Source organism: Nocardia sp. AB354, assembly GCF_049538315.1.
GTDB classification, from domain to species: Bacteria; Actinomycetota; Actinomycetes; order Mycobacteriales; family Mycobacteriaceae; genus Nocardia; species Nocardia nova.
Map to the genome: position 1 here is coordinate 1 of NZ_JBMVFU010000036.1, position 12,400 is coordinate 12,400.

A 12,400-nucleotide genomic window follows, 5' to 3' on the forward strand; every position below is an offset into this window, starting at 1 on the left:
ACGACACGACCGAACAGTGGCTGGGACTACAAGACAAGGTTGTGCTCATCACCGGAGCGGGCCGCGGCCGAGGTGCCGCACACGCCCACCGATTCTCGATGCCCGGCGCCCGGGTCGTACCGGGCGACACCGGACAGGAGCAGCAGTAATGGCCCGCGCATCGGACAACGGCGGACTCGCGGCCTCGGACTACAAGGCGGTGCTGGGCCATTTCTGCAGCGGGGTCACCGTGATCACAGCGATCTCCGCCGGCGAACCCGTCGGATTTACTTGCCAGTCGTTTTCGTCACTGTCCCTGGATCCGCCGCTGATCTGTTTCTGCCCGGCCCGCACCTCCTCGACCTGGCCACATATTCGGGAATCCGGACAGTTCTGTGTGAACATCCTCGCTGCCGATCAGCAAGGGTTGTGCCGGCAGTTCGCGATGAGCGGCGCCGACAAATTCGCCGGAATCACCTGGCATCCCGCGGCGAACGGCGCCCCCAGGCTGGAGGGAGCGATCGCGTCACTGACCTGCGCGCTGGAGCGTGAGGTCGACGGGGGTGATCACACCATCGTGATCGGGCGGGTGATCGAAGCGGACGTGCAGCATGCGGGCCCTCCGCTGCTGTTTCATCGCTCCGCATTCAAACAGCTGGCCCCCGAACCCGATCCACGGTCCAGCACATGGATGCCACTGGACACCTGGCGGTGGGGGTGAGGCATCGGGTTCAGGTATCCATCACCTCGGATTCGCGGTCGACGACCTCCGCCGAACTGGACCGTCGCGGTGCGGTGCTCTGGATGGCCGGTTGGCACGACGGTTACGCCCCCGCCGGATGTGTATACCGCCGTGACCCGGTTGGGCAGATGATCGAACTATTGGATCGCGGTGTGGCACAACACCTGTCGGCCCGCCGCGCGGCTGGTGCGCACGGTGCCCAGGTCGAGGGGCGGCACTCGATGGATGAGGGTGAACCGTCAATGGACACGATGCCGATCGCGGTGAGCGGCACCCGAGGGGCAATCGTCGTGACCCGGAACCTGCGACGGCAGCATGGACAGCCGAGTCGTCGCCACTTGCGATCTGCCCTGCGGATGGTCGGGGCCCGCCGAGGGCCGGCTGATGACCGGAACGAATGCGGTGCTGGCCTAGGAATCCGGAGCGCTTCGCCTACTCGATGGCCCCGGACGAGGACAACAGCGTCGCGGGGATGGATACGCCCGCGCTGATACCGCCGTACTCGGATTCGGTCAGCCGCACCGACAGTCCGTGCTGTCCGGCGAGTGCGGCCACCACGAACAGGCCTAGGCGGAAATCGCCGGTCAGTGCGGCGATGCCGAAATCCGGTGCCGCCGAGAGAAGCTCGTTGCGCCGCCCCAATTCTGCGGGCTCCATGCCGAGCCCTTGGTCGCACACCACCAAGCGCACATCGCCGCCGATCACGCGGCCGTCGACGCGCACCCGTGACTGTGGCGGGGAGAACGCGGTGGCGTTGTCCATCAGTTCCGCCAGCAGGTGAACGACGTCGGCGACCACATGGCCGGCGATTCGCACATCGGGCAGTCGGGTGATGTCCACGCGCTGGTAGTCGGTGGTTTCGGCCGCAGCGCTGCGCACGATGTCGAACAGCGACACCGGATTGCGCCAGCGCCGGGCGGGGCGTTCCCCACCGAGGATGATCAGGTTTTCGGCATTGCGTCTGGCGCGGGTCGCCAGGTGGTCCAGTGCGAACAGGGTCTGCAGATAGTTCGGATCATCGGCGTCACGTTCTGCCTGGTCGAGCACCTCGAGTTGCCGGTGAACCACGAGCTGGCTCCGATGGGCGATGTTGACGAAGACAGCCCGGACGCCGTTACGGGTCGCAGCCTCCGAAGCGGCAGCCGATATCGCCGCGAACTGTGCCTGGTTGAAGGCGGCGGCCACATCCCCGATCTCGTCGGCGCCCGGATCGAGTCGGACGACTTCATTGTCGATCTGCACCTGCTCTCCACGGCGTAAACGGCTCATGATGGCGGGCAGGCGTCGCTCGGCCAGGTCGGTGGTGTCGGTGCGCAGGCGCACCAGCCGGCGAGCCAGCCGGTCCGCGGCGACGAGCGCGGCCGCGACCGCGATCACCGCGATGGCAACCGCCACGAAAGCGGCGAGCATCGAGCGGTGCGAGATCCGGTCACCGGCCGCTTGCGCCGACGCCCCGGCGGCGGCATTCTGCGCGCGCCAGAGTTCGAGTAGTCCGGATGTTGCGTGCGCGGCTGCTTCCGATGCGGCGTCGCCGACGATGCCGGCTCCGGGCGCGGCAGCGATCAGCGCATCTTCGGCGGCGATGGTCGCGCGCCAGTCGCTGCTGTCGGACAACGCGCGCAGCCGATCTCGCTGCGGACCGGAAAGCTGCGCTGCCAAGTGGTCCAGCGCGATCCGGTAGTAGCCGACCTCACGGGTGAAACGGGGCAGCTGTTCGGCGGTGAATCCGCGGGGGGTGGCCGCTGCGGCCAGCGCATGAGCCCGGGACATCGCCTCTACCGCGCGAAACATGGACAGCCCGGTACTCAATTCCCGCGCGGTGGCCGAATCGGGCGCGCGCTGCGCCGCGACGGCCGATCCGGTGGTGATGACCTCGACTGCTCGATTGTAGTAATCGTAGGCATCGTCGGCGTTCAGCGTGCCGGCATCGATGCCCGAGCGGGTGGCGGGCAGCTTCGCGAGTACCGTCACGGAGTTGCCGAGGACGTCGCGGAATCCGGTGGGATCGATAGCGGCCAGCGCCTCGCCCATAGGAGTGAGGTCGGCAAGCGCGTGGTCGACGTGCGCGCGTGCCGATGCAAGAGTCGGGACCGGCTGTGCCCGCTGGGCGGCCACCATGGTCAGCTGCCGTTCCTGTTGCATCGCTTCGACCATGGTGACCACCGGCTCGAGTGCGCGACGGTTCTGGGCCGCCCAATCACGGGCGTGCTGGCCGGTTTGCAGGAAGTGACCTGCGGCGCCTACGGCGACGAGCAACAACGACATGCAGGGAATGGCCGCCACCGCGACGACGCGGGTGCGGATGCCGATCCGGGGCCTGAACACGGCCGAACGCTAAGGTGGCCACGTCGGCTCCCGGAGCCGGAATCCCGTTGAGCGGAAGTATTTTCGAAATCGCTTCCGGAATTGGTTCCGACCGCCTGTCACATGTGTGAGCCGCCGTCGATGCGGAGTTCGGCGCCGGTGACGAAGTATGCGTCGGCGGAGGCGAGCATCGCGACCACCGCGGCCACCGCGTCCGGCTGGGCGAAAATGGCGCCGTCGGGAAGCGGCAGCATCGGCGCGGTCTTGCCGAACAGGGCGAAGTCGGCGTCGGCGGGTAGGCCAGGGCCCACGCTCTGCTTGGCTTCGCCGGTGCCATCGGTCATACCCGACGAGATCGAGCCCGGCTGAACGGAATTGAAGCGGATGCCCTGCTTGCTGAACTCCATGGCCAGTGCGTGGGTCATCGCCTGGACACCGCCCTTCGAGGCCGCGTAGGCCGACATATATGGATGAGCGAACTGCGCCGAGGTGGAGCTGAAGTTCACTACCGCCGGACCGGTACCCTCGCGCAGCGCCGGCAGAGTTTCCCGGATCACCAGGAAGGTGCCGATGAGATTGATTCGGATCACCTGTTCGAAGTCGGCCACGGTGGTCTGCTCGAAGTGTGCCGAGCGCAGAATCCCTGCCGCGTTCACCAGCGCGTCGAGGCCGCCGAGCTCCCGGACCGCTTCGGCTACACCGGTTTTCACCGATTCCTCGGCACCGATGTCCATGACGACGGTGGTCAGGCGCTCTGCGTCGTCGCCCGCTTTGGCGTGCGTATCCTTCAGGCCGTCGGCGCTGATGTCCGCGGCCGCGACCCGGCCGCCCTCGGACAGGATGCGCAGAACCGTCGCCTGTCCGATTCCCGATCCGGCCCCCGTCACCAGGACTCGGCGGTCGGCGTAGCGCTGCAGCGTAGTCATTGTGGTGGTACTCCTTTGTTCGTCACCGATGCGCTCAGCATGCTCAGGCGCAGCGATTGTTCAATAGGGTGATTTCACTGGCCGGGATACTGGTTGCGATGCGCCGCGATCCAGTCGGTGATTGTGCGTATCGTCGCAGCGAAGGCGGGATGGTCCGGCCGGTGTACTCGGTATTGCCGATGCTGTAAGCGATCGAAAGCGTTGAGCTGCGGAGAGGGTCGTCGTCCCGGTCGTAGGCGTATGACTTCCTGCCCCGGAGGACTTGCAGGTCGATAATGGTGACCACTCTTCCGCTGAGCGGGAAATTCGCTCAGCGCCTTCGTATCACGCCGGTAACGTCCGCCGGGCGAACAGATTCGGGAGGTCGCGAAACGCCGCACCCTGTCCGAGAGAAGCGCAGTGGAGCCGGCCGAAGGCCGCGCGGACACCTTGCGGGCCCGACATGTGATTCGCCCTGCCGCGCCGGGCGATGCGCAGCGACAGATGGAAGGAACTCCGATGGGCACGTCGACACAGCAGCACCCCATGGAGACCGTTTTCGACATGCTGTTTGCCGATCTGCGTACCCGTGGGATCGCCTGCAGCGAACCGACGGACCCGATCACCGACCCGGCATTCATCGCGCTGCTCACCGAAATCTATGCGATGTCGCCCCACGAGTATCCGGCCGAAGCGCCGCTCGACGTCCCCGCCTCCCAGCCGTGATCGCATAACCGCCGGATGCCGCCGAAACTGCGCTGCTGCCGACCTTCCGGATTGGCGTTGCCGAGAGTCCGCTCTTCTCGCCTGACACTCACACCGGACGGAGTCGGACTCCGCTCGCGCAACTGCTGCGCCAGCCGAGAGACTTGCGGGCTGGATCTCGCTGTGCCTGAACGTGTTATGAACGAAGGAGATTGCCGACGAGTATCGTTCAGAAGATTTCCGCCCCCGCAACGGCACCGGAAAATCCGGATGCGGGACCGTTGGTGGTCGACGGCCTGGAAGGTCTGCGTGGTGCAGTCGGCGCTGTGCTCGGGCCTACGAATTGGGTCCTGATCGACCAGCAACGGATCGACGGCTTCGCCGAAGTGACGGGCGATCACCAGTGGATTCATGTCGACGTCGAACGCGCGAAGAGCTCACCGTTCGGGTCGACGATCGCGCATGGATATCTCACGCTGGCGCTGTGCAATCTCTTTCTGCCGCAACTGATCAACGTTCGGAACGTCTCCATGGGGGTGAACTACGGTGCCGACCGCGTCCGGTTCCCGGCTCCGGTGCCGGCGGGGTCGCGCGTGCGTGGTAGCGGCGAAATCCTGGCGTGCACCGACGTGCCAGGAGGGGTGCAGGCCACTATCCGAGTGACTGTGGAAATCGAAGGATCAGCAAAGCCGGCATGTGTAGTCGACAAACTGAGCCGCTGGATCGAATGACGGCGCGTTGCACAACCGACGACCGCGGCAGCTGCGAGACCGGCGAAAAGGATTCGGCAAGAAGTGAGGATGTATGCGGCTAGGTGGAAAAGTCGTTGCGGTCACCGGGGCGGGCAACGGGATCGGGCGGCAGGTCGTACTGCGGCTGCTCGAACGCGGCGCCAGGGTCGCTCTGGTCGATCTGAACGGTGACTGGCTACAGCAGACCCGAGCGCTCGCCGCGGACTACGCCGATCGGATCTCAGTACACATCGTCGATGTCACCGACGTGGCGGCGGTGAACGCGCTGCCGGCGGCTGTCATCGCCGAGCACGGGCAGGTCGACGGGCTGATCAACGTCGCGGGTGTGATCCACCGGTTCGTTCCGGTCTCCGCCCTGGAACGCGGCGAGATCGAGCGCGTCGTACAGGTCAATTTCTGGGGCACGGTGAACATGTGCCTGGCGTTTCTCCCCGAGCTGCGGCAGCGGCCTCAGGCCGGACTCGTCAACGTGGCGAGTTTGGCAGGCCTGCTGCCCTTCGCGGGGCAGACGATTTACAGCGCAACGAAGGGTGCGGTCAAACAATTCAGCGAAGGGCTGTGCCAAGAGCTCGCCGACACGGACGTCGCTGTCACCACCGTCTTCCCGGGCAACATCAGCACCGACCTCAGCCGTAATTCGGGAGTCGCGATGATCGACCCGGGTAACCGTAAAGTGCCGGCCACGACTCCCGAGCACACCGCCCGGCGCATCGTCGGCGGCATGGAGAAGGGGAAGTTCCGCGTCGTGGTCGGCCGGGACGCCAACCTCCTGGACAGGCTGGTACGGCTTTCGCCGCGCTGGACGACGGATCTGATTTCCCGACAGATGAAGACCGTGCTCTGAGCCCAGTACCCGTGATCGACGATCTTCATCCATACGAATAGCGGTAACCCCCGCGGGCAGCCGACATTCCGACGGCGATTCCGGTGAGAGACGGGAGGAAGACGGGAGCGCCGCCGCATCCTGACTCCGTAAACCGCCTCTCACCAGGCAATCTACAAACTACGCCCGATAATCAGTTTCATGCTCGGCGAGTTTCGAAGAAAACCCTGGTGAGAGGCGGTTTTTGGGCGCAATCGACCAGAAATGCCGGGTGAAGCGATTCCCATCCTGACCTGTAGGTTCTCATCGCATCCCAATGAGCTACGGGAGAATGACGGGACGGCGCTAATACCCCTACGGGGTAAGTTGGTGGCGGGCCTGGCCGGTCGGCTTCAATTCCGCGCCAGTCGGGTACAACGCCGCCCCAGTGATACCAATAGGTCAGACCAGTTTTTTTGGGTTGCAAGATCTGTGTTGTGGTTGATCGAGAGTCGATCGAGTCGAGGATGAATCGTCGGCGTGTCGCGTGGCGACACGCCGACGAATTTTTCAGCCCTGCAAATAGGTGGCAATCCGAGCTCTCTCATTGACGGTGAGACCGTAATACCTAGTGGTGCAAGCGATTACGGCGGCTGGTTGCCGGGTCGGGTCGGGCACCGGGCTTGCTCGGTTCGGTCGAGCTGGCGGGAGATCATGCGCCATAGTCCGGATCCGTCAAGTAGCAGGCAGCGTAGATGGGGCGCCGCCCCGCCCCGTACCCCTCGAGTGCGGTGGCAGGGTGTTCTGCTGCCCGGAGGCGGATGGCTGGCCGACCAGCAGGGAGGCGGTGGCGTGCCGGAACTCCAGCGACCCTGCCCGGACATCACCTCCGAGAACACCCAGCGGCGCCGGAGTCTTCCGTGGTTGTAGCGCTGAAGGCCGGGTGTGGGATCGGGCAGGGCAACGAGTTTGTCGTTGCGGATCACACAGTCCGCGCAGACGTGCCCAGTGTGTGGTGTGGCCAGTGCTGTAGCGGCCGGGGCGGGCGTGGGCGTAGGAGCTGACGAAGAGAACCCATCTCGGGCAACTACAGGTGGCCGTGGCCGCGTGGGAGGTGACAGTTGCCGGGGCACACCGGCGGCGGCCTCCGAGGCGTTCACGATCGCGGCGCGACTGTCCAATTCACTGGACAGCCGGTGCCGTATACCGGTCATAGGCTGCGCACCATGACAACTGATTCAACGGTGACAGGTCATGAGGGGATGCGCGTGGTGGGTGCGAACACGGGAACCGTCAGGACCGGGCGTACCGGCTGGGGGATGGCGATCGCGGCCACCGTAGTTCTCGGCTTCGCCGCGGCGGCCCAGCCCGCGGTGGCGGCACCGGCGGCCTCGGATGCCGGTTACCACATCTACGCCCATGGCTTCATGAGCGACGGGATCGTCGGATTCAGCGCTTCCGACACCGGGCAGCCGATCCCGATCCCGGGGCGGGCCGCGACCGGCATGCCGAACTGGGCGCAGGCGCCGTCGCCCGACGGCCGGTTCTTCTACGCCGCGCCCACTACCGATCCGCGGCTTATCTCGTACACTATCGGCCCGGACGGGGGCCAGTCGCCGCTCGCGACGATGCCGCTGCCCGACACTCCGGTCGATATCGTGTTCGCGCCCAACGGTCGCGATGGATTCGTCACGGTGGGCGCGATGAACGCGGCGATCGTGCCGATCCGGATCGGCAAGGACGGCGTCGCGGTGCGCAACGGTTCCCCCGTCCCGGTGGGCGGCGCGATCGATGGTCTGGGCTCGGCCGCGGTCTCACCCGACGGTCGCAACCTGTATGTGGCCAGCGTCACCGGCCGCCAGCTGGTGGTCTTCGACATCCGCGCAGACGGCACCTTGTCCAAGGCGAAGCAGCGCCTGGCAGGCGGCATCAACCCGCTCTATCCGGCCATCACTGCCGACGGTCGGCATCTGTTCATCACCAACGAGCTCAGCGCCACCGTGCAGGCATTCAACCGCGCCGAGGACGGGACGCTGAGCGAGGTCGCCGGATCGCCGTACCCGGCGGGCCTGCTGCCGCACATCGCGAGCACCACTCCCGACGGCCGCTACCTGTACGTTCCCAACATGGGATCGTCGTTCATCAGCTCTTACGCGATCCAACCCGACGGGACCCTGCACCGACTGCCGGACGTCGACTTCGCGCCCGAACCCGGCGTCAATTCCGAATCATCGGTGATGTCGCCGAGCGGGAAAGCGCTGTGGGTACTGGGCACCGATCCCGTGCGAGCCGGTGAGGAGGTGCTGCGCCGCTTCGCCATCGGCGACGACGGGACTCTGGTTCGCGACGATTCCGCGGCCCGCTACACCGGTACCACGGTCGCGGACGGCCGGACGCTGACGCTGGTCCCCGCAGTCTGAGCGAGCAACTCGAGAAGCCCGGAACCACCCCGATGTGGGCCACCACCCACACCGTGGCCGACTGCGGGACATCAACTGTTGCAACGCGTTGCGGCACATCGCCAACCTGGTTCGCACGCAGTCGCCGACACCAGTCCACGGGCTGTGTTCGCCTCGACGCGCGAGCTCCGGTAGACGATCACGGAGCCGAGGGGGAAGAAATTCTCCCAGGCACGCGAGCGGACCCGCGCATACCGTGGATTGTGTACCCGCCCCGGCCGCCACGCTCACAGGTGTCGCCCGGCGAACACCTTGCCTTCGGCCTTCGACAGCAACTGCGACCCACGAAGGGAAATGCTCGATGTGGACACATGCTGCTGCCGAGGGTGAGACGGCCACACGGAACGGGGTGGGGGCGCTGGGCGACGATGTCCATCTGCGAATCTGGCTGGGGGGCACGGCATTCGACTACGCGGCGGCCGCCGAAGCGGCAAGCAATCTGATCCGGGATTGGCGGCGGAGGCCCTGGTACGCCATCGAACTGGTTCTGGACGTCCTCGAGGGTCGTCTGTCGTTGCCGCGCTTGCCGAACGAACGGCTGTTCCTCGGGGCGTGAATCCTCCACGCAGGTGCGCGACGACACCCTCACCTTCCCCTCCGACGTGCAGGCGATCCACGACAACCTCGGCGTCACCGACAAGAAACTGCACTGGATCGAGGGCATCGACCAGCGATTCCGCGGCTACAACTACTTCGGCGAACATCCCGACGTCATGCTCGACTGGTTCGACTCCCACCTGAAATAGGTCCGGCCACCGGCCCGCTCGCGCGGTTGTGCCGTTGCCGGCCCGCGACGAATCCTTCGGTTGGCTGTCACCGGCTCCAGTGCGTACTGAAGGCGTGGGGGTTGTGACGAAAGCGGCGGTGGCGAACTCGGGCCCGAGTTCGTGTTGGATGCGGTGACGGTCTCGGTCCATCACGGCCGACCACAGGGATCATGCCGACTGATCGGTTCAGGTTCACTGCCGGGTCTGCCGAGCGGTCCCAATCGTCGCCGCGAAAGTTCCTCGGCTGCAACGGATAGGACGAGGTGCTACGGGGTTGCGAAAGCGGGGCCGTCGGTGATGTGCCGTTGCGTCGTGAGCCAGGGGAGCAGGGCTACGAGTGCTACGCCGATCACGGCGGGGGCAGCGAAGGCATAGAAGCACCAGTGCGCTCCGAGGCCCGCGTCGAGGATCCAGCCTGCCAGTGCGGGTCCGGCCATCGCGCCGATGCGGCCGAGGCCCAGGACCACACCCACAGCGGAGCCGCGATTCTCCACGGGGAAGTAGTTGGCGACGAATCCGTAGATGATCGAGTTCGTTCCAGTGCCGCCGATTCCCGCGCCGAGGGTTGCCAGCAGAACCCATCCCGTGTCCATCTTGTTGTTGAGGAGCAGCAGGGATAGGGCGCCGACGCCGAACATGACCATAACGACGCGGGCGCATCCGACGCGATCGGCGAGGTAGGCGCCGATCACGGCACCGACAACGCCGCCGGATTGCAGTGCGAGCATGAACGTCAGCGACGAGCCGAGTGCGTAACCCTGCTCACGCATGAGTGCGGGGGCCCACGTGTTGAGGCCATAGACGACGACGTTCACGCATACGCAGATCATGATGAAGACGACGAGCGGTGCCAGTAGCGGGCGTTCGAGTAGACGGCGAATGCCCACCGCGCCGGCTCCGTGTTCGGCAGGACTGTCCGCCTGGGTGTCGAGCGCGTGGTAGTCGAGGCCGAACGCTTCCGCGAGCTCGCGGGCTTCGGCTTCGCGCCCCCGCATCGCGAGGAAACCGGCGGATTCAGGGAGGCGGAACCACATCACCGGGATAAGCACAACGAAGACGGTGCCCAGGCCGAAAAGGATGCGCCAGTCGTAATGGGGCAGTAGCCAGATCGCCGCTAGCGAGGCGAGGATGCCGCCGAACGAGAATCCGGTCAGCATCGCGCCGTTGTACAGTTGCCGGCGATGTTTCGGCGCGTACTCGAGCGTCAGTGCCACGGCAGACGGCACGATACTTCCGATTCCGATACCGGTGAGAAACCTTGCGGCCCCGAACATCCCGACATTGAGCGCGGTGGCGGAAACCAGCGATCCGGCCGCGATCCACACGACTCCGACGAGCATGATGCGGCGCCGACCGATCCGATCGGCGAGGGGGCCCGCGGTGAGGAAGCCGACCATCAGACCGCCGAGTGTCCAGGTTCCGATCAGGCCCGCCGCGCTGTGGGACAGGTGCCAGTCGGGTTCTTTCAGGATTTTCGGAAGTGCCGCTCCGTATACGACCATGTCGTAGCCGTCGGCCACGATCGTCAGAAAGCACAGTACGGCGACGGTCAGGCCGCTGCGCCGTCGGCGGTTCGGGGTTCGGTCCACGCTGGTTCTCCGATTCCATCGGTGTCGTCGGCGCGCCGGATCTCGACCACCGAGTGGGGTTCGCCGGATCGCAGAGCGGTGCACGGAGGTGGCGGCACGGTCGTGACGGAGTCCGGAGCACGGCGACTGCGATCGGCGTCACACGATATTATGTTTAATATTTTCTATAGACAAGAGTTCGTCAGAGCTCGGTACGGGACAGCCGCGCTCGCCGGAAGCGCACGGTGCACGATCGACAGTTCCGCGCAATCCATGCGGCGCGCACTCGTGGCCCTCCCCGAGGGCGACTCCTCCGGAACCGCAGGGACCTCTCACGTTGGCTGGGAAGGATCGTTCCTAGGCAGCGTCTCGGCCTGCCGCTGCTGCCGAAACGGCCATACCTTGGGCTTATAGCCGAAGAGTAGCCAGCGAACAGGACGGAACATCATGGCAGACAACATCGAGACCGTGGCGGTCAAGGGCTGGGCCTGGGACATCGCGACCGACATCTACTACCCGCCGAACTTCGACGAGTCGAAGGTATATCCCGCGATCGTCTCCGGCCACCCGACCGGCAGTTGCAAGGCGCAGACCTCCGGAAATGTCTACGGTAAAGCGCTGGCCGAGGCCGGCTTCGTGGTCGCGGCCTTCGACGCGAGTTTCCAGGGCGACAGCGGCGGTGATCCGCGCTCGGTCGAGGATCCCGGGTTCCGGACCAGCGACTTCAGTTTCGTGATCGACCATCTGGTGACCCTGCCCTACGTCGACGCCGATAAGATCGGTGTGCTCGGGATCTGTGGCGGCGCGGGCTACTCCGTGGCGGCCACCAAGATCGACCGCCGGATCAAGGCGCTCGGCACCGTCGTCGGCAGCAACGTCGGCCGGCTCATGCGCGAGGGCTTCTCCGAGTACAACCCGATGGGCATGCTCGAGGCCGTCGCCGCGCAGCGCACCGCGGAAGCTCGCGGCCAGGACCAGGTGATCAACGATCTGCTGCCTCCGTCGGTCGAGGCGGCGAAGCAGGCCGGTATCACCGATATCGACGTCGTCGAGGCCACCGAGTACTACAAGACCGACCGCGGCCAGGCCCCCGGCGGGAAGACCAGCTTCAACTTCGCTCGCCAAGCGGCGCTGGCGGATTGGGACGCCTACGACCGCGTGGAAATCTTCCTGACGCAGCCGCTGTGCGTCGTGATCGGCGACAAGGTCGGCGCCTTCGCCTCCAACCGCCTGAGCATGGAGCTCTACGGCCGTGCGGCGTCGAAGGACAAGCAGCTCGTCGTCGTCGAAGGCGCATCCCACTACGACCTGTACGACAAGCCCGGCCCGACCGGTGTCGCACTGGAGAACCTGGTGCCGTTCTACCGCAAGCACCTGAGCTGACCGCTCGACACCACGACGTGGGCCACCGGAAACA

11 protein-coding genes and 1 pseudogene are annotated in these 12,400 nt (G+C 65.8%); 8 read left to right on the plus strand and 4 right to left on the minus strand.

The annotated features are described in order from the left end of the window. Positions 1–148: 148 nt before the first annotated feature. Positions 149–700, plus strand: coding sequence for a flavin reductase family protein (locus ACPCUW_RS32825; RefSeq protein WP_195075982.1), 552 nt, complete (start codon positions 149–151; stop codon positions 698–700). Between the two features lie 453 nt (positions 701–1,153). On the opposite strand, the gene ACPCUW_RS32830 is transcribed toward ACPCUW_RS32825, so the two are convergent. Both ACPCUW_RS32830 and ACPCUW_RS32835 read right to left on the minus strand, forming a co-directional pair. Continuing rightward, complete coding sequence (locus tag ACPCUW_RS32830; protein ID WP_423429174.1) at positions 1,154–3,046, minus strand: nitrate- and nitrite sensing domain-containing protein; 1,893 nt, start codon at positions 3,044–3,046, stop codon at positions 1,154–1,156. Between the two features lie 98 nt (positions 3,047–3,144). Continuing rightward, positions 3,145–3,951 (minus strand): SDR family NAD(P)-dependent oxidoreductase, encoded by an 807-nt coding sequence (locus ACPCUW_RS32835; RefSeq protein WP_423429176.1) that lies wholly within the window; start codon positions 3,949–3,951, stop codon positions 3,145–3,147. A 498-nt stretch (positions 3,952–4,449) separates the two neighbouring features. On the opposite strand from ACPCUW_RS32835, the gene ACPCUW_RS32840 reads away from it, so the two are divergent. The 3 genes from ACPCUW_RS32840 to ACPCUW_RS32850 all read left to right on the plus strand — a co-directional run bounded on the left by ACPCUW_RS32840 (position 4,450) and on the right by ACPCUW_RS32850 (position 6,231). Beyond that, a complete protein-coding gene (locus ACPCUW_RS32840; protein ID WP_423429178.1) occupies positions 4,450–4,656 on the plus strand; it encodes a hypothetical protein in 207 nt (68 codons plus the stop codon). A gap of 260 nt (positions 4,657–4,916) precedes the next feature. Beyond that, entirely contained in the window at positions 4,917–5,366 is a 450-nt protein-coding gene (locus ACPCUW_RS32845) for a MaoC family dehydratase (protein ID WP_064907982.1), read from the plus strand. Positions 5,367–5,439: 73 nt separating this feature from the next. Continuing rightward, entirely contained in the window at positions 5,440–6,231 is a 792-nt protein-coding gene (locus ACPCUW_RS32850; protein ID WP_423429180.1) for an SDR family NAD(P)-dependent oxidoreductase, read from the plus strand. A 552-nt stretch (positions 6,232–6,783) separates the two neighbouring features. Here ACPCUW_RS32850 and ACPCUW_RS32855 read toward each other — a convergent pair. Continuing rightward, a pseudogene (locus ACPCUW_RS32855) lies at positions 6,784–7,065 on the minus strand (Tn3 family transposase); the annotation flags it as partial. A 350-nt stretch (positions 7,066–7,415) separates the two neighbouring features. On the opposite strand from ACPCUW_RS32855, the gene ACPCUW_RS32860 reads away from it, so the two are divergent. The 3 genes from ACPCUW_RS32860 to ACPCUW_RS32870 all read left to right on the plus strand — a co-directional run bounded on the left by ACPCUW_RS32860 (position 7,416) and on the right by ACPCUW_RS32870 (position 9,394). Next, positions 7,416–8,609 (plus strand): lactonase family protein, encoded by a 1,194-nt coding sequence (locus tag ACPCUW_RS32860; RefSeq protein ID WP_423429182.1) that lies wholly within the window; start codon positions 7,416–7,418, stop codon positions 8,607–8,609. Positions 8,610–8,949: 340 nt separating this feature from the next. Beyond that, on the plus strand, positions 8,950–9,204 hold the full coding sequence (locus ACPCUW_RS32865; protein ID WP_423429183.1) for a hypothetical protein: 255 nt from the start codon (positions 8,950–8,952) through the stop codon (positions 9,202–9,204). Positions 9,205–9,217: 13 nt separating this feature from the next. After that, entirely contained in the window at positions 9,218–9,394 is a 177-nt protein-coding gene (locus ACPCUW_RS32870; RefSeq protein ID WP_423429185.1) for a hypothetical protein, read from the plus strand. 287 nt (positions 9,395–9,681) lie between these two features. On the opposite strand, the gene ACPCUW_RS32875 is transcribed toward ACPCUW_RS32870, so the two are convergent. Then, a complete protein-coding gene (locus ACPCUW_RS32875; RefSeq protein ID WP_423429186.1) occupies positions 9,682–11,004 on the minus strand; it encodes an MFS transporter in 1,323 nt (440 codons plus the stop codon). A gap of 426 nt (positions 11,005–11,430) precedes the next feature. Between ACPCUW_RS32875 and ACPCUW_RS32880 the strand changes: the two genes are divergently transcribed. After that, the gene (locus tag ACPCUW_RS32880) at positions 11,431–12,366 is read left to right on the plus strand and encodes an alpha/beta hydrolase (protein ID WP_423429188.1); all 936 of its coding nucleotides are present in this window, start codon (positions 11,431–11,433) and stop codon (positions 12,364–12,366) included. Positions 12,367–12,400: the final 34 nt, after the last annotated feature.